This window comes from Devosia sp. 919 (assembly GCF_013185965.1).
GTDB lineage: Bacteria > Pseudomonadota > Alphaproteobacteria > Rhizobiales > Devosiaceae > Devosia.
The window spans coordinates 2,628,702-2,651,179 of record NZ_JABAOL010000001.1; the positions used below are offsets into that span (position 1 = coordinate 2,628,702).

Below are 22,478 nucleotides of genomic sequence, written 5' to 3' on the forward strand. Positions count from 1 at the left end.
TCAAGCTCCTAGGTCTTCGGTCGCAAGGCTTTCGGACCGCTTCGCATGGTCTGGCACAGAGCCAGCTTACCAAGGCAATGCTTGGCTTTCGTTCGCAACGCAAGCGCGTACACCATCTGGCCGCCCGAATCAGGTGCCCAGAAAGGTTTAGCAAATGGTCTGCCGCGGGGGGAGATATTGCTTGTTATCAACAGGCTTGCCAGCCTCAGCGTGTTGGCCGCCACCCTGTGCTGGGGCGCAATCGCATCACGAAGCCGATCACCTCCGCGACGGCCTTGAAGTGCTCGGCCGGAATGGGCTCATCAACTTCGACGCTCGCGAACAATGCCCGAGCTAGCGGCGGGTTCTCTACAATCGGCACATTGTGCTCGCCGGCCAGCGTGCGGATGCGCAGGGCCACCGCGTCAGCGCCCTTGGCAACGCAAAGCGGCGCTCGCATCGAGCGATCATATTTCAGCGCTACTGCAAAGTGCGTCGGATTGGTGACCACCACCGTGGCGTCAGGCACCGCGGCCATCATGCGCTTGCGCGAGCGCTCCTGGCGCAGTTGGCGGATGCGGCCCTTGACGTGCGGGTCGCCTTCCATCTGCTTGTATTCGTCCTTGGTTTCCTGGAGCGTCATCATCTGGCGCGTCCACCATTTGCGGCGCACATAAACATAATCCGCCATGGCGATCAGCGTCACTACGGCCAGCGTCGCACCGAACACCTTGAGCCCGATATCCTGGAAGAATTGCAGGATCAGCAGCGGGTCGGCCGTCATCATCGTGTCGAGCCGGTCGCGCTCGGGCCAAACGACACCCACCAGCACCGCTCCCACCAGTCCCAGCTTGACCAGCCCCTTGAGGAAGTTGACCAGCGCTTCCCCCGAAAACAGCCGCTTGAACCCCGCCAGCGGCGAAATCTTGGACAGTTTGGGCGTGATTGGCTCGGCCGAAAACAGGAACCGATGCTGCACCAGATTGGCCACAACAGCGCAGAACGACAAGATCAGCAGCGGCACCATGATCGTGCCGACAAGCGCCAGCGCCAGCCCGTTGAAGAACGAGCCGAATGCGGGACCACCCAGCTCGTACCGATCGGCATTGGTGAGCAGCGTTTTGAGCGACCCCATCAAGCTGGCGCTGGTGGATGGCCCAAGCAGCGCAAACACCGCCGCCGAGCCCGCCAGCATGAACCAGGTGGTCACCTCCTGGCTCTTGGCCACGTCACCCTTTTTGTGCGCGTCCTCGAGCTTTTTGGCGGAAGGGTCTTCGGTTTTGCTGGATTTTTCGGGCGCCTCGTCCGACATCTGCCCGGCCCTAGCCCCGCCACATCGCCAGATGCTGCTCGAAGGCGGTGATATACCAGCCCATCATCATCGTCAGCAGCAAGGCAAATAGGATCAATCCGACCATCACATTGGCCGGCATCAATACGAAAAACACCTGCAGCGCCGGCATCAGCCGCGCCAGGATCCCCGCGCCCAGATTGAACACGAGACCGAACACGATAAACGGCGCCGACATCTGCACCCCGACCGTGAACGCCCCGCTCACCGTGCGGATCGCCAGTTGCGCCGCATCCTCCCACATCAGCGGATCGGTCGGGCTGAACAGGGTGTAGCTGTCATAGGTCGCGGCGAGCGCCACATGATGCAAATCGGTGGCAAAGATCAGCGCCACGCCCACAAACGACAAAAAGGTGCCAAACACCGCGCCCTGGATGCCGCCCTGGGTAGGGTCGGCGGTCTGGGCCATGCTCATCCCGGCATTGAACGCCACGATCGCGCCCGCCACCTGCGTCGCCATCACCGTGATCCGGGCGATCGCGCCCAGGATCAGGCCCACCGCCAGTTCATGAAACAGCAACGGCACGATGCCCATGATCCCTGTCGGCAGCGGCGGCATCTGCCCGGCCAAGAGCGGGTACAGCACCAGCGTAAACGCCAGCGCAAAACTGAGCCGCATCCGCGCCGGGATGGTTTGCTCCCCCAGCCCCGGCATCAGCATCAAAATGGCCCCGATCCGGGCAAACAGTAGCAGGTACACAAAGGCCATGTTGGGCAGCCAGTTGAGCGCGAGAGACACCTCAACCGCCCACGATGATCATGTCGACGACCCGAGACATATAGGCCCCCATCTGCGCGCCCGCGAATGGCAGCGTCAGCAGCATGGTGATGAAGATCGCGATGATCTTGGGCACGAACACCAGGGTCTGCTCCTGGATCTGCGTCAGCGCCTGGAACAACGCGATCACCACGCCGACCAAGAGCCCGACGATCATCATCGGCGCCGAAACAATGATCAGCGTCCAGATCCCATCGGTGGCAATGTCGAGAACTTCAGCGCCGGTCATCGCAATCTCGGGTCAGCGGCGAATCATGGGCCGCCCGCTTCGATCATAAGCCAGCTCGGTCGCTTCTGCTCAGCTTACCCTCGGTGCCGGCCTAGATCGGCATCCGCATGATTTCTTCATAAGCCGAAATCACCCGGTCACGTACCGCTACCATGCTTTCGATCGCGATTTCCGTCTGTGAGATGGCCGTCACCATGTCCACCGGATTGGCTTTGCCATTGACCATGTCGATGGCCATCTGGTCCGAGGCTCGGCCGGTTTCCACCACGCCTTGGACGCTTTGCGCCAGCATCTGCGCAAAGTCTGGCCCGCCAGCCCCCTTGGCGAGCAGGTCCGTGCCCGGCTTGGCCGCCTGGCTGATCAGGCGCGAAGCATTGCCATAGGCGGCGGTGGCGGCATTGAACGGGATGGCCATGGGTGAACTTCTTGCTGAAGGGAAAAGAACTAGCCGCGCAGGATGTCGAGCGTGCGCCCGAGCATCTGGCGGGTCACGGAAACGACGTTCAGATTGGCTTCATAGGTGCGCTGGGCCTCGCGCATATCCATGCTTTCGATCAGCGGGTCGACATTGGGATATTGCACATAGCCGCTCTCGTCGGCGGCCGGATGGCCTGGCTCATAGCGGCTGGTGAAATCGCTCATGTCATAGGCAAGCTTGCCCACTTCCACGATGCGTGCTCCCGTCTCGTTGTCGAGCCCCACCTCAAAGGTCGGCACTCGCCGACGATAAGGCTCGTCCCCCGGCGCCTTGCCGGCCGAATCGGTGTTGGCAAGGTTTTCCGCGATGACGCGCATCCGCGCGGTCTGGGCATGCAGCCCCGTAGCGGCAATGCGGAGTGAGGCGTTGAAATCCATGAACCCTGATACTCCTAAGCCGATTTGCCGAGCGCGGTGCGAATGATCTTGATGCTCTTCTGGTAGAGCGAGGTGGCTGCCTGGTAATCCATCAGATTGGTGGTCACCTTCATCATCTCGTCTTCCAGCGTCACCCCATTGCCTTCCGGCGTGATCTCGAAATTGGCCATGCGCTGGGCGCCAAAGCCCCCATTGCTGCTTGAAACGCTGAAATGGGTGGGCTGCGTCGCCGAAGTGACAATGCTGGCGGATGAGCTGGGACCCTGCGCCCCGAATTCGAACTGCGCTAAATCGCGGCCGCGATAGCCCGGCGTTTCCGCATTGGCAACGTTCTCGGCCAATAAGCCTTGACGGGCTTGGTGCCAGCGCATTTTGTCGGTCAAGGCATTAAAGACCGGCAGATCCATCAGGCCCATGGCCAGCAAACCCTTTAGGTGGGAGCGATGGGCAATTCTTGCCGGGTCCATGGTTAACGTCGCGTTAATCTGATTGTCGTCATAGCTCGTGCGGCCTCGTATTAGCGGCGATTGCAGCGTTTACTCGGCAAGAATTACCGCCGGCAAAGCGGTTTGGAGGAGAATGATCATGGGTTTCATCACCAGCATACTGGGCGACTCGGGAGCAACGCTCCTTACCGCCCTGTTCGCCCTGGGCGCGGTGCTGGTCCTGATCGTGCTTGCGGTATGGCTGCTCAAATTCGTGTTCACCGCCACCGGCAAGCCGGCGCGCGCCGGCCGCGGCCCACGTCTGGGTGTGGTGGAAACCCTGCAGCTCGATGGCCGGCGCCAATTGCTCCTCGTTCGCCGCGACAATGTCGAACATCTCGTGCTGACCGGCGGTACCCAGGACCTGCTGCTTGAAGCGGGTATCCCGGTTGATGACCTTCCCACGCCGACGCGTCGTCCGGTCCCCGTGGTCCCCTCCCGCCGCACCCGGCCCGCGCCGGCGCCTCAGGCGGCCACACCGGCAGTTGCTCCCGCCCCGGCAGCACCTGCTCCGGTGGCTCCTGTTGCGGCACCGCCCCCTTCCGCCATCGAGCGTTTGCGCGATTTCGGCCGGGGCACTCAGCCCAAGCCAGTTTCCTTGCGCCACACCGGCCTGCTCAAGCCCGGCAGCAACGGCGACAATCACCCGGCGCATAACCCCGACAATTCGGCTGCGCACCCGCTCGACTCAGCTAAAGAGAACACTGGGGCGAAGAGCAGGGAAAACGCGGAGAGTGTCGGCGGCACCACCAAAGGCGATCGATAACTCGCAGCCAGGCCGGCGGCGGTTGCGCGCCGCTCATCTTCTTCCCCTCGCCAGCATCATCTTGCTGCTGGCGCCGAGCCTGGCATTTGGCCAGGACGTCAACATTGATTTCGGCGATGATGCCAGCCTGACCGAGCGTGCCGTTCAGCTGATCGGCCTCGTCACGATTCTCGCGCTGGCGCCCTCGATCCTCGTCATGGTGACAAGTTTCACCCGCATCGTCGTAGTGCTGTCGCTGCTGCGGACCGCCATTGGCCTGCAAACCGCTCCACCCAATTCGGTGATGGTGTCGCTAGCCCTGTTCCTCACCATCTTTGTCATGCAGCCAACGCTGCAGCAGACCTATGACCTGGGTATTGCTCCCCTCATTGCCGGGGAGATTGAAGCCCCCGAGGCCTTTGAGCTGGGCAGCGCCCCCATCCATGCGTTCATGCGCGCCAATGTGCGCGACAAGGATCTCGAGCTCTTCTACGACCTGACCGAAGCCGAACCTCCCGCCGATCCCGAGGCGATCTCGCTCCAGCTCCTGATCCCCGCCTTCATGATCTCCGAGCTGCGGCGCGCCTTCGAGATCGGCTTTCTGCTTTTCCTGCCCTTTGTCATCATCGACATGGTCGTAGCGTCGGTGCTGATGTCCATGGGCATGATGATGCTGCCGCCCGTGGTGATCTCGCTGCCTTTCAAGCTGATCTTTTTCGTTTTGGTGGACGGCTGGTATCTGGTCGCCGGATCGCTGGTGCGCAGCTTTGTCAGCGGCTAGTGCCTAGTTCGCCGATGCAAGATCCCCATCGGCCTTGCTTGCCGCCAGCGGCGTCAAGGCGCCGTCCTTGCCATAGAATTCACGATAGGACGCAAGAAACGCATTAAGGCCATCGAGACCGGCCACCTCATTGGCCACGCTCTTGAACTCAAGGCTGGAGGCGGTGATCGGCCCGGTGACGAAGTCGAACATCGCCCATTCCGGTGTCTTGACCAGCCGCTCGGCAAACTTCTCGCGCAAGCGCAACAGGCCGCTATTGTCATTGGCCAGCACAAAGCCCACGGCCGCCTTGATCAGGTCCATGCGCGCCGGCTGGCTCAGCGGCTCGCTGACGCCTGCCTGCCCATACATGGTTTCCAGCAACCCGCTGGCCTGGCTGTAGCGCTTGGCCCGCCACTGGGCATCCACCCGCAACAGGTCGGCATCGCGTCCATCCATGTCGCTCAGCAATTGCAGCGCCAGCTCGTTGCGTCCGCCATCGATCATCGCCCGAGCTTCGAGCAGCCGTCGCTGCCGCGCCAGCCCGGCCGGCAGGTCCGGTAAGCGTGAGGCGTTGAGCACGCGCAAGGCGTCCTGCGGCCGCCGGTCCGCGAGGTAGATCACCGCCAGGTCAGCGGCCACCTGCGTCTGCGCCACCCCACGGAGGCGGTTCTCCAGCTGATACTGCAACAGCTCGGCCGCCTGCGCTAGGAGATCCACCCCGACCAGCCGGCGCGCCAGCTTGCGGATCATCTCGTCACCGCGCGCGCCCGGCGGCGTCAGCTGCGGGAAGTCGTAAAACAATCCCAGCGCATCCACCGGCCCGAGCTTGTCGGCCTGTCCATCCAGGAACAATTCCTCGAACACCTGCTGCGCCCGATCGCCCAGCGCATTGATCGAGGGATCAGCGCCATGCTGGGCCACCGCCTGCTTTACCGCTTCAAACCCCGAGCGATATTCGCCCGACCTGAAGTAAAGGTCGGCCAGCAGCTTTTGCATTTCCGCTTCCAGCGCATTGCCGCGCCACATCAGTGCCTCAGCGGCCAGAGTGTGCGTTGCCTTTTCGAGGTTGAGTGTCCCCTTTCCATCCAACAGCAGCAAGGTGCGGTAAACCGCCTCTGCCCGCGTAGGCCGAAAATCGGCAGCAATCACCTGGCCATAAGCATCGATCGCTTCTTCCACCGCCCCGCCTTCTTCCAGGAGGCGCGCGGTCAGCAGATGGTAGCGGCTCGACTCCTCCGCGCTCAACTCGGCCGGGGTAACCTTGTCCAGCAACTGTTCTGCGAATGTGCGATCCCCGGTTTGCAAGCTCGCCCCGCTGGCGGCGAGCAGGAATCGATTGCGCGCCCATTGCGGGTAGCTCGCAAGCACGCCCTGCGCCTCCCGCGCATCCTGCCGAGCGCCCTGATAGTCGGCGAGATCAGCCCGAGCAATGGCGCGCCAAAACAGGGCATCCACATCCCCGTTAAACGCCGGCGCATTGAGCACCTTCAGCGCATCCGCCGATCGCGAGGCCACCGTATTGGCGATGACCTCTGTCATGCCGATCCGGCGGGTCAGTTCTTCCGCACTGGCTTCACCCGCCACGGTGCGGAGCACGCCGAGCGCCTCATGGGCAAACCGGTTGGCGACAAGATATTGCGCCAGATCCAGCCGCGCTACGTCGCGCTGCTGCCCTTCGGCCGCCGCGGCCGCGCGCATCAGCTCTTGGCGCCGCTCGATGAAGCCGTTCGGATCGCTTTGTTCCAGCGCCGCCAAGTCGATGAACCGGTTCCTCGCGCCGTCCCCCGCGCCCTGGCCTGCGCCCCGTGGGGCATCATAGGCGGAAACGCTCAGCCCACGCGCCGCCGAGATCACCGCCAGCTGCTCTTCGATCTTGACGCCCAGATCGCCGGCTTCGGGCTTGATCACCAGCCCATGCACGCTGCGCAGCGCCGAAAATTCCACATAGTCGAGCAGCCGGGTGATGCCGCGGGCCGGCGGATAAGCCGTCACCACCTGTAGGGTATCGCCCACCAGCGGGTCGCGGAACTCGTGCACGCGAGCGGGCCGCAACACATCGGCCACCATCTCGAACGAACCAGCATTATCGCGCCGTCTCGTCAGCTGCATCGGCTGGGTCGGGGTCAAAACCACATCGCCCAGCGAGAGAACCCAGGCCATGCCTTCCGAGCCAAGCGTTGCCAGCCGATCCTGCGCCAGATCGATCCGCACCACCTGCGTATCCGCAGCCGGCACCACGCTGAACTCTTGCGCGATGGTGTCGAGTTCGGGCGACTGGGTTGGCGCGGCAATGCCAGCCACCGTGTCGAACATCAGCCAGACAGTGTCGCCGCGCCGAAACACTGCTGCCGGCGTTTCCTGCTCAAACGGAAATACCACCCGCACCGTGGAGCCCAGCACGCTGGCAAACGGCGTCACAACCGCTGCGGGATTTGCCGGATAGCGGGTTTGCTCGCTGCCGGCGGCGGCATGTTCCGTCCCATGCGCCTCCGCCTCGGCATGTGCTACCTCAGCGACAACATCTTCAGCATCAAGGCTGGGCAGCCCCTGCCCCGCCAGATCCACATCCAGCACATATTGCCGGTCCGAGTTCTGGTAAAAGCGCGGTACCACGCCCTTGGCAAACTGCATTTGCACCGACGACCCATCAGGCGTGACCACGTTATCTGCCGCCACGATCTCGGCCGGCAGGTCGACCAGCAGATCGCGCAAATCCACCGGCACCGGCCATTCAAAGGCGATCAGCCCGTGCTCGCCCTCGGGCAGGTATTGGCCAGAGGTGGGCACGTTCCAGTCGAACTGCAGGCGCAGAAAGGTCGGGTTGCGCCCCACCCGAACGCTGGGCGTGGCTCCAAGCTCGGCCGCCTGCCGCGCCTTGCGCTCCTGCTCGGTCTCGATGGCTTCGAGGCGAGCACGCTCCGCCAGTTCATCGAGCACCTCCTGCGGCAGCGCCGGCGGCATGCCCTGCCAATCGGCCGGCAACAGATCGATAAACAGCTTTTCGCCCGCTTCAGTGCGATTGAAATTGAAGCTCGATCTCAACCCGACGCGCAAGCCGCGCCCATTGGCATCGAGCCGGGCGATGGACAGATATTGCGGCAGCGTCGTGCCTACATCGGGCAGCACGAGTTGCACCGCTTCATCGAACTCAACCGACAGAACGCCATTTTCAACGCGCAGCTTGTGCCTTGGCAGATCGTCACGGCCAGGAAAGCTCAGCACCAGCCGGGCATAGCCCTCTTCGGCGGTTGCAAAGAGCTGCCCCTGCTCCTGGGCCGCCGCGGGGATGGCCAGCGTGGCCAGCCACAACACGCCGCCCAACCCGCACAAAATCTTCTGTTTGCCGCTCTTCACCAACTGCCTACCGCACCCAGCCGCGCGGTTCCGGGCAAGGCTTGCAACCACCGAACCCACGCAGGCGACACATCAGAGCGCCACCCTAGCTCCTTCGGCTTAACACCCGCTTACGCAACCGCCGCGCAGTGTGCAGGCGCTACTGCCCCACAATCTGCGGCAGTTGCGACAGGTCATTGGCTGTCATCTGCCCGGCAGGCTGGTCCGCCAGATCGGCCATGCGCACGGTGAGCTCCTGCGCTCGCGCCGGCTCCATTGCCGCCAGGATGGGCGCCATCTTGCGGGGGCTCATGATCTTGGCGACCCGCAGCAGCACTTCCATCTCGAGCGTATTGAAGATCTTGGCGGCGTCCTTGGGCTTCATGGCCTCATACATCGCCACGATCCCGGCAAACTGCCCGGTTTCCAGCTTCTCGCGCTGGTCGACCAGAGCCGTGATCTGCGCTTCCATGGCCTGGAGCGTTCCCTGGCGTTCTTCAAGTCGCTTTTCGGCGGCATCCACCAGCGCCTGCCGCATCGCCAGCTCTTCGGCATAGGCATCAAGCTCGCCGCGCCGCCCCGACAGGCGCTCCAGCAGCGCGGCTTGAGCGGCAGATGCGCCGTCGGGGCCCGTGAGAGGTACCTTGTTGCCCTGCGCGTCGAACTGCATGGGAACAGCGTCCCCGCCCGTGTCGCATTCGGTGCTGAGCAGGCTCTCGGCGAGCGGATTGGCAGTGCCGTGCCCGTCACCAGCAGTTTCCGCCGGCTCACTTTCTCCATGCGTCGCTGTGGTCACCGCTTCTGCGCAACTGGTTTCCGCCGCCACTGTGGCACCATGCTCGGCTTCGGCAGCGTGCTCGGCAGGCGCACCATGCTCGGCCGCAGGTGCCGACGGCGCACCGTGGCCGCCAGCCGCGCCCGAAGATCCGAGCACGGGTGCGGGATCAGCCATGGTGGGGCTGGCATCGCTCATTGTGGGTTCGCTCAGCATTGCGCCGGCCTCCCCCGCTCCGGAGGTCTCTGCAGGAGCGCCATGCCCGCCCGAACTGCCACCACCGGCAGCAAGCGCTGGCATCGGCCCAAGCACATATGAACCGTTGAACACCAGTCCAGCGGTCTTGAGCACCAGCAGCGACGAAATCGCTACCACGAGGACGGGCAGCAGGCGGATCGATTTCACGCCGCGTTCTCCCGCTCGCGCTGCCGCGTTTGCAGCTGCGCCAATGCTGATTGCAGCTTGCTTGGCTGCTCGGCCATCTGGACGGATGCCGCCGGCTCTGCAGGACTTGCCGCCCGGGCCGCCGTGGTGATCTTGACGATGCGCTCCATCAGCGCCGTGCCGGCACTTACATGATTGGCGAGTTCGATCCCGAAGCGCTCGGCTTCCTCGAGCCGGGTGTTCAGCGTCACATCGGCCTCGACCGCGGTGGCTTTGAGCTCCTTGATCGCCTGGTTGGCCAGATTGGTCGCCCCCACCAGGTCGGAAATCATCTGCCGCAATACATCGCGATCGGCATGGAGCCGCTTCAGGCGGCCGTTCAGTACGACGCAATAACCGATGGTTAGCGCCAGCAGCACCGCCACGGCGCCTTCGATCACCAGCCCCAAAGAAAATCCAGCCATCATCGCCCTTCCCCCACTTCGCCCAGCGCTTCGAATTCTGCCATCGTCACCTTGGGCGGGTTGAGCGGCCGGGTCACCCGCACCGAAACATGGCTGCCAATATGGCCCATAATCGCTTCGGTCAGCTCCACCCCGCCGCACCGCAGCAAGATGGGATCGGTAGGCGCACGCTCGAACATCACCGTGTCCCCCGCCTTGAGCGCCAGCATGCGCGACAGCGGCAGCTGCTGCTCATGCAGAACGGCATCGATCTCGACCTCGGCGGCATAGATTTCCGTCGCCAGATGCCCTTCCCAGATCGGGTCTCGGCCGAATTTTTCGCCCATGAACATCTGCAGCAATTGCTCGCGGATCGGCTCGATCGTGGCATAGGGCAACAGGATCTCGATCTTGCCGCCCCGCTCCTCCATTTCGATGCTGAGCTCGATCAGGATCGCCGCATTGGCGGGGCGCGAGATTGCAGCAAAGCGCGGATTGGTTTCCATCCGCTCCAGCTTGAAATTGACCTGGGTCAGCGGCTCAAACGCGCGGTGGGTATCATCAAGGATCACCTCGATCATGCGCCGCGCCAGCGCCAGCTCGATTGTCGTATAGGGTCGCCCGTCGACTCGAACCGGGCTGGTCACGCGCCGGCCACCCAGCAGCACATCGATCATGGAATAGATGAGGCCCGAGTCCACGGTCAGCAGGCCATAATTCTCCCATTCCTCAGCCTTGATCACCGAAAGGATCGCCGGCAGGGGAATGGAATTGATGTAGTCGCCGAACCGGACCGAGGAAATGGCGTCCAGCGTCACTTCCACATTGTCGGACGTAAAATTGCGCAGCGACGTCGTCATCAACCGCACGAGACGGTCGAACACGATTTCGAGCATCGGCAAGCGTTCATAGCTCACCAGCGCCGAATTGATCAGCGCCTGAACGCCCGTGACTTCCACGTCACCCTTGGCGGCTGGCTCAAAGCCAGGGCCCGCTACGGCGGAGCCCCCGTTTCGAGATGCTTCCCTGACCCCGTTTGCCATCACCGCAGTTTCGAGTTCATCGAGCGGCCATTCTTCAGCGAGTTTGTCGTCGTCGCTCGCCATCACTGCACCAGGATTTCTTTGAACAGCACGCTGTCCACCTGGGCGGGATAGATCGCAACATTGACCCGCCGCAGCAATTCTTCCTTCAGCCGGTAAATTCCCGCCGATCCTTCAAGATCGCTGCGCCGCAACTCACGCAGATAAACTTGAAAGGCATCGACCACCTTGGCCATGCGAGGCTGGATCTCGACCATCACCGCTTCGCTCGCCACTTCCAGCGCCACGCTCAGCTTCATGAAGGCGGGAGCAGCCTCGCCTTCCGAGTTGAGGTTCACCGTCATCGGGGGCAAGTTGAAGATGAAACTTGGGGCAGCCGCTTCGGCATGCGCGGTCTCGCCGTGCCCCTCGGCACTGGCGCTCGCGCTGCCCGCCGACAGGAACATGTAGAGCCCGGCGCCTGCGAGCAGCACCACGACTGCTGCTGCGCCGATAATCATCAGCTTGCGCGATTTCTTGGGGGCCACGGCCTCACCGGCTTCTGCTTCTGCGGCCATGCTTGTTCTGTGCTCGGACTCGGAAAAAACCGGAGGAATCCGGCTCTGCTCCAGCTAAGGGCGAGATGGTTAACGAGCCGTTACCATTAGCGCGCGGGCGGCAGATTTTGCCGGGCAGCTTTTGCCGCACGCCCTACGCTTCCCGCAAGCATTGCCGCACACCCGTTCTTCTACATCGTTGAAATGTAACGACAAACTGGAATGGCATGGTTCTCGCAAGGTAAACAACGAGACCAAGGCTTGGGGAAGCGGCGGTCTCGTAACCGATGGGGATCGGAATGATCGAGAATGCGCAACTGATCAGCCTGTCACGGCAGATCGCCTTGCAGCGGCAGATGAATGTGGTGGCCAACAACATGGCGAACATCAACACCACAGGCTTCAAGGCCGAGAACATCCTGTTCGAGCAATACAAGATGCCGGTGGCCAGCAACCGCGACTTTCCGCGGGGCGACCAGACCCTCTCCTATGTGCAGGATTGGGCCACCATGCACGATCTGTCCGCCGGTGCCACGGTGCAGACCGGCAACGAACTCGATCTCGCCCTTAGTGGCGACGGCTTTTTTGCCGTGCAAACCCCGGCCGGCGAACGCTGGACCCGCTCGGGCTCCTTTGCCATCGACAATACCGGAACTCTCGTTGATCTGAACGGCAACCCCGTCCTCGGTGAAGGCGGTCCCTTCCAGTTCGGCCCCGAGGAAACCGGCGTCTCGGTCGCCACCGATGGCTCGGTCACCTCCAGCGCTGGCCCCAAGGGTCAGCTCCGTCTCGTCGAGTTCGCCAATGCCCAGCAGCTGACGCGGGACGGCGCCAATCTGTTCAACGGTGGCACACCCGTTCCCGCCACCGGCACCAGGGTAATGCAAGGCTTTATCGAACGCTCCAATGTTTCGGGCGTAGCCGAAATGGCCGAAATGATCCGCGTCACCCGCGCCTATGAATCCGTCGTGTCCTTGACCCAGAAGCAGGATGAGCTGCGCCGCTCCGCCATCCAGCGCCTGGGCGACACCAACGCTTGAACCTGAGGAACCCGCCATGAAAGCGCTTTATATCGCATCCACCGGCATGAGTGCCCAGGAACGCAACGTCGAAGTCATCTCCAACAACATCGCTAATATGCGCACCACCGGCTACAAGCGCGCGCGTGCCGAGTTCCAGGATCTGCTCTACCAGCAATATAACCGCGCCGGCTCGCAGACCTCGGCTCAGGGCACCATGATCCCGGCCGGCCTCGAGATTGGCTCTGGTGTGCGGACTGTCGCCACACCCCGCGTCATGAGCCAGGGCACCGTTACCCCCACCGACCGCGAGTTGGATCTGGCCGTCCGCGGCGAGGGCTTCTTCATGGTTCAGATGCCCGATGGCCGCATGGGCTATACCCGCGACGGCTCGTTTGAGCGCAGCCCCGATGGCACCCTGGTCAACTCGAGCGGCTACCAGCTCGAGCCGGGCATCGCCATTCCCGACAACGCCAATTCGGTGTCCATCTCTGCCGATGGTACGGTCGAAGCCTTTATCGGCACCGCCGCCACCCCCACCCAGCTGGGCCAACTCCAGCTCGCCCGCTTCGTCAACAAGTCGGGCCTGGAATCAGCCGGTGACAACCTGTTCACCGAAACCGCCGCCAGCGGACCCGCCCAGATCGGTACCGCCAACAGCGAAGGCATGGGCAATCTGCTCCAGGGCAATCTGGAAATGGCCAACGTCAATTCCGTCACCGAAATTGCTGACCTGATCGCCGCTCAGCGCGCCTATGAGATGAACGCTCGCGTCATCTCCGGAGCCGACGAGATGATGCAGGCCACGAGCCAGCTGCGTTGAGGAGCCGCCCCATGATCCGTCCTATCCTCGCCCTCATGGCTACCGCCCTACTTGCCACTACGGCTATTGCCGCCCCGGTGCTGCGCAACGAGGTTGTGGTCGCGGCCCCCATCGTCACCGTGGGCGACATGTTCGCGGATGCCGGTCCAGTTGCCGAACAACCCCTGTTCCGCGCCCCCCAGCCCGGCACCAGCGGCCAGGTTTCCCTCGCCGAAGTCACCGCCGCCGCAACCCGCGCCGGCCTTGTCGCCTTCCAGAACAATGGCGCCCTCTCGGTCCGCGTCAGCCGCGCCGCCGCCACGGTCGACGAAGCCGTCCTGGCCGACCTCCTTACCCGCGAACTGCAGACCCGCGGCATCGCCGCTGCGGGCACCTCAGCCGAAATCCTCTTCAGCACCCCCGTCCCCACCGTCGCCGCTGAAGCGGTGGATGAGCCCGCCCGCATCGAAAGCCTGCGCTACCTGCCCGCAAGCGGCGCCTTTACCGCCCGCTTCGCCATTGCCGGCCATCCCGCTCCCCTCGATCTGGCCGGCTCGATCGAACTTCTGGTCGAGGCTCCCCACCTCGCCGCCAATCTTGCCGCCGGCACGGTCCTCACCCCGGCCGATATTGTGATGCGCCCGATCCCCGCCCATTACGCCGAAAGCCTCGGGGTGGCGCAGCCCGATCAACTCGTGGGCATGCAGCTCAATCGCCAAAGCCGCCAAGGCATGATCCTCAAGCCTGCCGATGTAACCAGGCCACTGACCGTCGCGCGCAACGATCTCGTCACCATCTATTTCCGCCGCGGCGCCATGACCCTGACCGTCAAGGGCCAGGCCGTCACCGGTGCCGCGGCCGGCGCACCCCTCCAGGTGCTCAACCTCATGTCCAACCGCGTGCTGAGCGCCACCGTGCTGTCCCCCGGCGCGGTGGAAGTGAGCGCCGACCCCCTTACCCTTGCCGGCCTTTGATCCGCCGCTTCAGGAACCCTGCCATGAACCGCTTCAAACTCACCGCCGTCCTGATGCTGGCTGCAGCCCTTGCCGGCTGCAACACCACCGACCGCCTCGCCAATATCGGCAATCCCCCGCCGCTGACCGCCATTGAAGACCCCACCACAGTCGCTGGATACCAGCCCGTGCGCATGCCCATGCCCGCGGCCATCGCCGATACCTACCAGGCCAATTCGCTCTACCGCACCTCGGCCAAGGGCTTTTTCAAGGATGAGCGCGCCCACCGCATCGGCGACATCCTCACCGTCATCGTCACCATCGATGACAGCGCCAAGATCGCCAACAACACCCAGCGCAGCCGCAATTCCACCAACACCGCCGGCATGGGCGGCATCTTCGGCACGGCCGTCACCTCTGTCACGGGCGGCGCCATCGACCCATCGGCGGCGGTGGACTTCACCTCGGGCCTCAAGGATGCCGGCAATGGCTCGGTCAACCGGTCGGAATCGCTCGAAACCTCGGTCGCGGCTGTGGTCACGCAGGTGCTCCCCAACGGCAACCTGGTGATCGAGGGTCGCCAGGAAGTGCGCGTCAATTTCGAAGTGCGTGACCTCGTCGTCGCAGGCATCGTGCGCCCCTCCGATATCCAAGCCAACAATACCATCCCCTCCACCAAGATCGCCGAAGCGCGCATCGCTTATGGCGGCCGCGGCCAGATCACCGACGTCCAGCAGCCCCGCTACGGCCAGCAAGTGATGGACGCCATCCTGCCCTTCTAAAGCCACTCCGCGGCCAAGCACCGCCCGGACCAGCAAACCCCTGCCGCAATCCCCCTTTTTGTGCGGCCGGGGCTTCCCCAAGGCGCAGCCCTCCCCAGGCTGCGCCTTTCGCTTGCCCGCCGGCTCAGCCGCCCCCATCACATCACCTGGGTTGCCGGCGTTAATAAAGGGGCAACCTTAGCGGCCAGCCTCCGTTGGATGTCTCCCCCTGGAGCACCCCAATGCCCAAAGCCGTGATCTTCGACGTCGATGGCACTTTGATCGACTCCAACGACCTGCATACCGAATGCTGGCTTGAAGCCTTCCGTAATTTCGGTCTCCATTTCACCTTCGACCAGGTCCGCGACCAGATCGGCAAAGGGGGCGACCAGCTCCTGCCAGCCCTGCTCCCGCCCCAAACCTTTCAACAACAAGGGGAGGCCATCTCCGAGTTTCGGAACGACCTGTTCAAGCGCAACTACCTGGCGCAGGTCCGTCCATTTCCCGGCGTCAAGGCGCTGTTCGAGCGCATTCACGGGGACGGCGCGGTGATCGTGCTCGCATCTTCCGGCCTCAAGGTCGAGGTGGACCAGCATGTCGAGATGCTCGGCATCGGCGCCCTCATTTCTTCCGCCACCACCGCCGATGATGCCCAAAGCTCCAAGCCCGCGCCCGACATCTTTGAGGCAGCGCTCAAGCGTCTCCGGGCGGACGCCCGCAATGACGTCTGGGTGGTCGGTGACACGCCGTATGATGCGCAGGCCGCTGGCAAGGCCGGGTTGCGCACCATCGGTCTGTTATGCGGCGGTTTTCCCGAAACCGTCCTCCGCGACGCCGGGTGCCTCGCTATCTTCGAGAGCCCCGAACATCTGCTCGCCAACTACGACACTTCGCCCCTCGCCAAGCTCGCTCCTGCCTACGCCTGACCTGACACCAATAACCAGCGAGGGGGTGCCGATGAACGTCTATCAATTCGCCGCTCTCATCCTCGCCGCAATCGGCCCGGTGCTGGCGTTGAGCGGTTATCTCAAGGCGCCCGCCTCGGTGGTTCTCTTCGCTCTTGGTGTTGCTTCCGCCTTTCTGCCCGGCCTACCCCAGGTCAATCTCGATGCCGATCTGGCGCTGACCTTATTTCTGCCGCTGCTGGTTTACGCCTCTACCCTGCGTGTTTCCTGGCATTTGCTGCGCTTCACCTTTGTGCCAGGCGTCCTGCTCGGCGGCGCGCAGATCCTCGTCACAGTTGTGCTGGTGGTCGGCGCCGCCAAGCTGCTTCTGCCCGGCCTGTCCTGGCCCGCCGCGCTGTTCTTGGGGGTCATTGCCTCGATATTTGATACCCAGCTGTTTCACGAAGCCAAGGGGCGTCCTCGCGTGCCGCGCGCCATCGCCGATGTCCTCAAGGCGCGCGAACTCGTTTCGCGCGTCTTCATCCTCGGCACCCTCGCGCTCGCCGGAGAAGCGTTGAACGCCGGGGAGATCACGGCTTCGAGCACCGCCTTCAACTATCTCTTCGACATCCCCGCCGGCATTGTCCTCGGCTGCGTAATTGGCTACGCCATTGTCTGGCTCCGCCGCCGCGTCGACCCTGCCCCGGTGGAAATTGCCGTTTCCATCGCCGCCCCATACATCGCCGCTCTCTTGGCCGAACTTCTCGGCATCTCCGGCGTCGCCGCAATCACCGCTACAGCCCTCGTGATCTCGGCCGAACGGATCAATCGCCACACCGGCGCGACGGTATCATCGGCGGAGTCGCGCATCAGTTCGGTCGCCTTTTGGGAACAGGCGAGCCTGATGGTCTCGAGCGTCCTGTTCTTTCTCGCCGGCAGAGCCCTCCCCGAAGCGCTTGCAAGCCTGGAAAGCTGGTCCATCTCCATGCTGGTTCTGGTCACCAGCGTCCTTCTCGCGATTACCCTCGCCGTTCAGTTCGCCGCATCGCTCCCCGCCGTGCTGATCGAACCCATCGCTGGGGCCTTGCAGGCTCGCAAAGGCCGGCCTGCGCTGGGGCTGCAGACCGCCGGCGTCATGGCCTGGGCCTCGACGCGCTCGGTGATCGCCCTGATCATTGCACTCTCCATCCCCGCTCAAACCGAAGCAGGCGCCCCGTTCCCCGAGCGCAACCTGATCGTCGTGATCGCCGCCTTCCTTGTGATCGGCTCCCTTGTCCTTCAGGGCCTCACCCTCAAGCCGGTCGTGGTGCGTGCCGACCTCGTGGATGAGGGCGAGGAAGAAGGCGAGGTAGACCTCGCTCGCGCCACCATCCGCCGGGCTGCAGAATCTGGCGATCCCGACGAGCCGCACCGACCGGCCCGCCAGGCGCTTCTGGCCCTGCGCGTTGACAACCGCATCGGCGACGAGGTTCTCACCCGCATGCTGCGCGAAACCGATCTCGACGCTCGCGCTTCCGAAGAAAACGTTCTCCCCGGCGCAGGCCCGCCGAACCCCTGATAGGGGCGAGCCACCAACCCGGCGCATGCGCCAGCTTCCTTGGGGCGCTCGGCGGGGGAACAATCTCGGAACCCTGCGCCCGAACGCCCTAGCGCGTCCCCTACGCAGCCCGCTTGCGCATCACCACCACATTGTCGAGCACCTCAGCGGTTTCCCCATGCGGGCCCTTCGCCTGACGCGCCGGCGCACCAACAAAAATCGGCTCCCAGCTCTCATCCAGTTCGAGTGACGCAAGCGTTTCCTCAACCGTGCTGAAGGGTGTGGTACTTTTGAACGACCACGGCGCGGCGGTGGAATGCTCGACAAGGAGGAACACTCCTCTCGACGCGACGGCCGCGGCCGCTCGCCGCAGCACCTGGGCGCGCGGAAAGGCGATCGGCGACTGGAAGTAAAGCGCCGTCACCAGCTCGAACTCCCCGGCCGGAAAGCTCTCGGCCAAGTCATGCCGCTCCCAGCGCACTCGGTCGCTCACCCCGGCAGCCTTGGCCCGCTCCGCCGCAACCCCCAAGGCTGTGGCCGAAATATCCACTCCCGTGGCCTGCCAGCCTCGACTGGCAAGCCAGATCACGTCATCCCCGCGTGAGCAACCCAGGTCCAGTGCTCGCCCGGCCGGCAGATCGGCGGCATATTCCACGAGCTTGGCCGTTGGCCGCCCGTTCGGTGTCCCGGTCATGTTCTGATAGCGCTGTTCCCAGAACTGTTCGGAAGTTTGGTTTGTCATGGTTCATGTCCTCGGTTGACCCAGGCGGTGCTCGGCAGGCAGCCACAAGCTCGTCCGCAGCTGCAGATCACGCAACTACACTGGTTGCATAATTCTCGCAACACTCAAAGTTGCAGACCTGGTAAAGCTGCGCCTGCCCGGATCTGGCACAAAACAACGCAGCGGATGTCGGCAGGGCCGCGGGTCGGCCGTCAAGTGAGCGCCACCCGGTTGCGCCTTGAGCCGTAGGGCTGCAAGCTCATGCTCTTGAGCAGACCAACCAATAAAAGCTGAACTTCAGGAGGAACTGCCATGGCCACGGCCAAGAACACTCTTTGCCTTTGGTACAACAACGACGCGGAAGACGCCGCGCGCTTTTATGCAGCGACCTTCCCCGATAGCGAGGTCACCGCTGTCCACCGCGCCCCCAGCGACTATCCTTCAGGCAAGGCCGGGGACGTGCTCACCGTGCAATTCACCGTCTGCGGCATCCCCTGCATCGGGCTCAATGGCGGGGACATCTTCACCCACAGCGAAGCCTTCTCGTTCCAGATCGCCACCGACGATCAGGAGGAGACCGATCGTTACTGGAATGCCATCGTCGGCAATGGCGGCGAGGAAAGCCAATGCGGCTGGTGCAGGGACAAATGGGGCCTCTCCTGGCAGATCACCCCGCGCGTCCTCACCGACGCAATGGCGCGCGGCGGTGGCGAAGCCAAGCGCGCCTTCGAGGCGATGATGCCGATGCGCAAGATCGATGTCGCCAAGATCGAAGCCGCCATCCGCGGCTAAGCACCGGATAGTCGCCACCTCGCGCCCGCCGCGCAGTTCTGCTTCCCCTCCCCCTCGGGGGAGGGGCAAGGGGTGGGCTCCCTCACCTCGTCACCGGACCCTGACATACGCAAGTCTGGTGCTCCGAGGCTGACCCTATGCCCCTACCTCGCGCATCGTCGCATGGCGCGAGTGGCATTTCCCGCAGCCGTCACATAAGCCTCCAGCGATTTTTCAAGCTCCGCCCGTGCCGCGTCCAGTTCCACCATCGCCTGCCGCTCTACGCCCCTGAACCGGGTCAGCACGTTGAGATTCTCTGTCCGCTGCAGCCCCTCCAGCAGCACGCCCATTTGCGTGGTCATCGCGGCCAGCGGCTCCTGCATCGCCCGGCAATTGGTTTTGCTGGACTGGGCGGCCGCAGCCGAATTCATCGCGAGAACCAGAAGCAAGCTGATCCACATCCGCATGGCTTTTCCTTTCAGATCGCGTGGCGCCGCTGGCAGTCGAACTGGGACGCCGGTGAAGTGAATCTAGGCTAGCACAGCCCCGGGCGCCAACCATGCAATGGCACGGCTCGGCTCGATCCTATTCTGTGTTCCAGCACAGGCGCTTGCCCGCGCTTCTGGCTTGTGAAACATCTGGTTGCGACCTTTGGGAGCCATCATGTCCTTTGAAAAACTCGATCAACTCGGCCGCCGTCTGGAAGCGCTTGAGCATGCCCTGTCCATTCTTGGCGCCGATGAAGCGACGCACATGGCGGTCGGCGGCGGCGAAAAACGCGCCGAAGCCATGGCAAATCTTGCCGGCATGTACCACGCCCAATCCACCGCTCCGGAGATCGCCGACTGGATCGAGGCCGCGCAGCCCCAAACCGAGGACCAGCAACTCGCCCTGGCCGAATTCAAGCGGCAATATCTCAACGCCACCTGCCTGCCCACCGAGTTTGTTGAGCGCAAGACTGCCGCGACCATGCGCTCCGAACAGCTCTGGCGCGAACTGCGCGCGGTGGGGGACTGGGACAGCTACCTGCCAGCCCTGGAAGGCGTTGTGGAACTGGTGCGCGAAGAAGCCCGGCTGCGTGCCGATGCCCTGAAGCTCGCCCCCTATGACGCCCTGATGGAACAATATGACCCGGGCAACCGCACCGCAACTCTCGATCCGGTCTTTGCCGACCTCAAGACCTTCCTCAAGGAATTCGTGCCCGAAGCCCTGGAAGTGCAGGAGCGGCGCCACCAGCGCCGCCCACGCAGGGACCTGAACGGCCCCTACCCCATCGAGCATCAGCGCGAACTTGGCCTGGCCGCCATGCGCGCGGTCGGCTTTGATTTCACCCATGGCTCGCTTGCCGTTTCGCACCACCCCTTCTGCGGCGGCGTACCCACCGATGTGCGCATGACCACCCGCTACCGCACGGACGATTTCCTGTCCTCGCTGATGGGCGTGCTGCACGAAACCGGCCACGCCCTTTACGAACAGGGACTGCCAAAGGAATGGTCGCATTGGCCCCTCGGCAAGGCGCGCGGCATGGGCATCCACGAAAGCCAGTCGCTCTTTGTGGAGATGCAACTGGCCCGTAGTCCCGAGTTCTGGCATTTCATGTTGCCCCTGGTGCAATTGCATCTGGGGCGGAATGCGCTGCCCGGCTGGGACATCGAGGACGTGCTGAGCGAGGTCAACCATGTCGAGCGCGGCTATATCCGCGTCGACGCCGACGAGGTGACCTACCCCCTCCACGTCATCCTCCGCTACGAGTTGGAGCAGGATCTTGTGGCGGGCAAACTCGAGGTCAGCCAGATCCCCGAGGCCTGGGACGCCAAGATGACCGAATATCTCGGCATCTCCACCATCAACGATCCCAAGGACGGCCCCATGCAGGATGTGCATTGGCCAGGCGGCGCCTTTGGCTATTTCCCCAGTTATACCTTGGGGGCCATGATCGCCGCCCAGCAATGGGCCGCCCTTGAGCGGGCCCAGCCCAATCTGCGCGACAATGTCCGCAAGGGCGACTTCAGCGACATCAATGCCTGGCGCGCCGAGCAGATCTGGAGTCAGGGCTCGCGCTGGTCCACGCCCGACCTGATTACCCGCGCCACCGGGGAGCCCCTGAACCCGGCTTATTTCAAGGCCCATCTGCGCCGCCGCTACGGCGACTGATCGTCGTCCCCAAGGACAGAAACAACAAAGCCCGCATCGCTGCGGGCTTCTTCTTGTCTCTTAGCTCTTTGCTTACTCGTCGCGATAAACCTTTTCGCGCCGCTCATGCATTTCCTGGGCTTCAAGGCTCAGCGTCGCGATCGGGCGGGCATCAAGTCGGGCGAGCCCGATCGGATCCCCGGTTTCCTCGCAATAGCCGTAAGTGCCATCATCGATCCGCTTGAGCGCCGCATCGATCTTGGCGATCAGCTTGCGCTGCCGGTCCCGCGTCCGCAACTCCAGCGAGCGATCGCTTTCGGAAGAGGCACGGTCGGCCATGTCGGGATGGTTCTGGCTTTCCTCCTGGAGGTTCTCCAGGGTTTCGCGGCTTTCGCGAAGAATATCTTCCTTCCAGGCATTAAGCTTGGCTCGAAAGTAATCCCGTTGGCGTGGGTTCATGAACGGCTCATCGTCACTGGGCCGGTATGCGATTACGTCAACCCCCGAGTTCATCAGCAGACTCAACTCCAATGCGCCCTTTATTTGCGCCTCTATAGTGCAGCTATTTAAACCCTGCAAGATGGACACGGCGCAGTGATTGACTGGGGCAATGATTGTTGAACCGCCGCTTTCATCAATGCCGCACGGGGTTTTACTGATCTCAGCTTGCGCTCAAGGGAAGCGGCCAAACTTAGCCAATTCCACCCGCACTCGAAGTTCGATGTCGTCCAGCACCCCCTCCAGCCCCGGCTCGGACTGGCCACGCTCTTCCGCGATCATGCTCATCAATTGGTCCAGCCGGTTGGCGCTGACTTGCCCGACGAGGAGATCGGCCTTGATCGCCTCCATCTGGTCCAGCATGGAAGCACCGCGCCGCACCGCCTTGCGTCGTCCCTGGGTCGGATCTTCCACCGCCTGCAACGCCAGCAACGCACTCAGGCTAGCCGTGGGCGCCGTGCCGGCAACTTGTCCGGCCTGCCGCGGCGCCTCTGTACCGGCCGGAACAAAAGCGGGTCCGCCCGCCGCACGCTGGGCCGAACCGCGCCCCGCCAGGCCGGCGGCGCGAGAATTGCTGTCGATGCGCATGGGCGGACTCAGCTGGGAAAGGAAAACCTCGGCAAAATCTGCCCGCTTTGGTTAACGGCGGCTTAACGCGCCCGGCAAGAATTGCTCACCCCCATTCCGGCGAGAAAACAAG

The 22,478-nt window shown here is 63.4% G+C and carries 25 protein-coding genes; 10 read left to right on the forward strand and 15 right to left on the reverse strand.

Going from position 1 to position 22,478, the window contains the following annotated elements:
- Positions 1-205: 205 nt before the first annotated feature.
- From flhB to flgB, 6 genes are all read right to left on the reverse strand, one after another.
- Positions 206-1,291, reverse strand: coding sequence for a flagellar biosynthesis protein FlhB (gene flhB / locus HRQ64_RS12820; protein ID WP_127753447.1), 1,086 nt, complete (start codon positions 1,289-1,291; stop codon positions 206-208).
- A gap of 10 nt (positions 1,292-1,301) precedes the next feature.
- Positions 1,302-2,069, reverse strand: a complete 768-nt coding sequence (fliR, locus tag HRQ64_RS12825) for a flagellar biosynthetic protein FliR (RefSeq protein WP_349236706.1) — start codon at positions 2,067-2,069, stop codon at positions 1,302-1,304.
- A 1-nt stretch (position 2,070) separates the two neighbouring features.
- Positions 2,071-2,337, reverse strand: a complete 267-nt coding sequence (gene fliQ, locus HRQ64_RS12830; protein WP_127753448.1) for a flagellar biosynthesis protein FliQ — start codon at positions 2,335-2,337, stop codon at positions 2,071-2,073.
- A gap of 91 nt (positions 2,338-2,428) precedes the next feature.
- Positions 2,429-2,752 carry a flagellar hook-basal body complex protein FliE gene (gene fliE, locus HRQ64_RS12835; protein ID WP_172123573.1) on the reverse strand — a complete coding sequence of 108 codons (324 nt, stop codon included), beginning with the start codon at positions 2,750-2,752 and terminating at the stop codon, positions 2,429-2,431.
- A 29-nt stretch (positions 2,753-2,781) separates the two neighbouring features.
- Positions 2,782-3,192: a flagellar basal body rod protein FlgC gene (flgC, locus tag HRQ64_RS12840; protein WP_172123574.1), complete on the reverse strand. Its 411-nt coding sequence runs from the start codon at positions 3,190-3,192 to the stop codon at positions 2,782-2,784.
- A gap of 14 nt (positions 3,193-3,206) precedes the next feature.
- Complete coding sequence (flgB, locus tag HRQ64_RS12845) at positions 3,207-3,659, reverse strand: flagellar basal body rod protein FlgB (protein ID WP_248307053.1); 453 nt, start codon at positions 3,657-3,659, stop codon at positions 3,207-3,209.
- Between the two features lie 118 nt (positions 3,660-3,777).
- On the opposite strand from flgB, the gene HRQ64_RS20200 reads away from it, so the two are divergent.
- Entirely contained in the window at positions 3,778-4,443 is a 666-nt protein-coding gene (locus HRQ64_RS20200) for a flagellar biosynthetic protein FliO (protein ID WP_248307054.1), read from the forward strand.
- 55 nt (positions 4,444-4,498) lie between these two features.
- A complete protein-coding gene (gene fliP / locus HRQ64_RS20205; protein ID WP_349236740.1) occupies positions 4,499-5,203 on the forward strand; it encodes a flagellar type III secretion system pore protein FliP in 705 nt (234 codons plus the stop codon).
- 3 nt (positions 5,204-5,206) lie between these two features.
- Here fliP and HRQ64_RS12855 read toward each other — a convergent pair whose 3' ends face one another.
- From HRQ64_RS12855 to HRQ64_RS12875, 5 genes are all read right to left on the reverse strand, one after another.
- Complete coding sequence (locus HRQ64_RS12855; RefSeq protein WP_172123576.1) at positions 5,207-8,539, reverse strand: hypothetical protein; 3,333 nt, start codon at positions 8,537-8,539, stop codon at positions 5,207-5,209.
- 139 nt (positions 8,540-8,678) lie between these two features.
- Complete coding sequence (locus tag HRQ64_RS12860) at positions 8,679-9,698, reverse strand: hypothetical protein (RefSeq protein ID WP_172123577.1); 1,020 nt, start codon at positions 9,696-9,698, stop codon at positions 8,679-8,681.
- Positions 9,695-10,144, reverse strand: coding sequence for a DUF6468 domain-containing protein (locus tag HRQ64_RS12865; protein WP_172123578.1), 450 nt, complete (start codon positions 10,142-10,144; stop codon positions 9,695-9,697). The genes HRQ64_RS12860 and HRQ64_RS12865 overlap by 4 nt, the downstream gene beginning before the upstream one ends.
- Positions 10,141-11,226 carry a flagellar motor switch protein FliM gene (gene fliM, locus HRQ64_RS12870; protein WP_127753456.1) on the reverse strand — a complete coding sequence of 362 codons (1,086 nt, stop codon included), beginning with the start codon at positions 11,224-11,226 and terminating at the stop codon, positions 10,141-10,143. The genes HRQ64_RS12865 and fliM overlap by 4 nt, the downstream gene beginning before the upstream one ends.
- On the reverse strand, positions 11,226-11,720 hold the full coding sequence (locus tag HRQ64_RS12875; RefSeq protein ID WP_172123579.1) for a flagellar basal body-associated FliL family protein: 495 nt from the start codon (positions 11,718-11,720) through the stop codon (positions 11,226-11,228). The genes fliM and HRQ64_RS12875 overlap by 1 nt, the downstream gene beginning before the upstream one ends.
- A 281-nt stretch (positions 11,721-12,001) precedes the next feature.
- On the opposite strand from HRQ64_RS12875, the gene flgF reads away from it, so the two are divergent.
- The 6 genes from flgF to HRQ64_RS12905 all read left to right on the forward strand — a co-directional run bounded on the left by flgF (position 12,002) and on the right by HRQ64_RS12905 (position 17,676).
- On the forward strand, positions 12,002-12,739 hold the full coding sequence (flgF, locus tag HRQ64_RS12880) for a flagellar basal-body rod protein FlgF (protein WP_172125034.1): 738 nt from the start codon (positions 12,002-12,004) through the stop codon (positions 12,737-12,739).
- Between the two features lie 16 nt (positions 12,740-12,755).
- Positions 12,756-13,541, forward strand: coding sequence for a flagellar basal-body rod protein FlgG (flgG, locus tag HRQ64_RS12885; RefSeq protein WP_172123580.1), 786 nt, complete (start codon positions 12,756-12,758; stop codon positions 13,539-13,541).
- Positions 13,542-13,552: 11 nt separating this feature from the next.
- Entirely contained in the window at positions 13,553-14,494 is a 942-nt protein-coding gene (gene flgA, locus HRQ64_RS12890) for a flagellar basal body P-ring formation chaperone FlgA (RefSeq protein ID WP_172123581.1), read from the forward strand.
- Positions 14,495-14,517: 23 nt separating this feature from the next.
- Complete coding sequence (gene flgH / locus HRQ64_RS12895) at positions 14,518-15,255, forward strand: flagellar basal body L-ring protein FlgH (protein ID WP_172123582.1); 738 nt, start codon at positions 14,518-14,520, stop codon at positions 15,253-15,255.
- 221 nt (positions 15,256-15,476) lie between these two features.
- Positions 15,477-16,160 carry an HAD family hydrolase gene (locus HRQ64_RS12900; RefSeq protein ID WP_172123583.1) on the forward strand — a complete coding sequence of 228 codons (684 nt, stop codon included), beginning with the start codon at positions 15,477-15,479 and terminating at the stop codon, positions 16,158-16,160.
- Between the two features lie 31 nt (positions 16,161-16,191).
- On the forward strand, positions 16,192-17,676 hold the full coding sequence (locus HRQ64_RS12905; RefSeq protein ID WP_172123584.1) for a cation:proton antiporter: 1,485 nt from the start codon (positions 16,192-16,194) through the stop codon (positions 17,674-17,676).
- A 100-nt stretch (positions 17,677-17,776) separates the two neighbouring features.
- Here HRQ64_RS12905 and HRQ64_RS12910 read toward each other — a convergent pair whose 3' ends face one another.
- Entirely contained in the window at positions 17,777-18,397 is a 621-nt protein-coding gene (locus tag HRQ64_RS12910) for a methyltransferase domain-containing protein (protein ID WP_172123585.1), read from the reverse strand.
- Between the two features lie 291 nt (positions 18,398-18,688).
- On the opposite strand from HRQ64_RS12910, the gene HRQ64_RS12915 reads away from it, so the two are divergent.
- Positions 18,689-19,168, forward strand: coding sequence for a VOC family protein (locus HRQ64_RS12915; RefSeq protein WP_172123586.1), 480 nt, complete (start codon positions 18,689-18,691; stop codon positions 19,166-19,168).
- Between the two features lie 143 nt (positions 19,169-19,311).
- Here the strand turns inward: HRQ64_RS12915 and HRQ64_RS12920 are convergent, their stop codons facing one another.
- Positions 19,312-19,614 (reverse strand): hypothetical protein, encoded by a 303-nt coding sequence (locus tag HRQ64_RS12920; protein ID WP_127753465.1) that lies wholly within the window; start codon positions 19,612-19,614, stop codon positions 19,312-19,314.
- A 196-nt stretch (positions 19,615-19,810) separates the two neighbouring features.
- Here HRQ64_RS12920 and HRQ64_RS12925 point away from each other — a divergent pair, with 196 nt between their 5' ends.
- Positions 19,811-21,301 carry a carboxypeptidase M32 gene (locus HRQ64_RS12925; protein ID WP_172123587.1) on the forward strand — a complete coding sequence of 497 codons (1,491 nt, stop codon included), beginning with the start codon at positions 19,811-19,813 and terminating at the stop codon, positions 21,299-21,301.
- A gap of 72 nt (positions 21,302-21,373) precedes the next feature.
- Here HRQ64_RS12925 and dksA read toward each other — a convergent pair whose 3' ends face one another.
- Positions 21,374-21,793, reverse strand: a complete 420-nt coding sequence (gene dksA / locus HRQ64_RS12930; protein WP_127753467.1) for an RNA polymerase-binding protein DksA — start codon at positions 21,791-21,793, stop codon at positions 21,374-21,376.
- A 159-nt stretch (positions 21,794-21,952) separates the two neighbouring features.
- Positions 21,953-22,366: a flagellar assembly protein FliX gene (locus HRQ64_RS12935; RefSeq protein WP_127753468.1), complete on the reverse strand. Its 414-nt coding sequence runs from the start codon at positions 22,364-22,366 to the stop codon at positions 21,953-21,955.
- Positions 22,367-22,478: the final 112 nt, after the last annotated feature.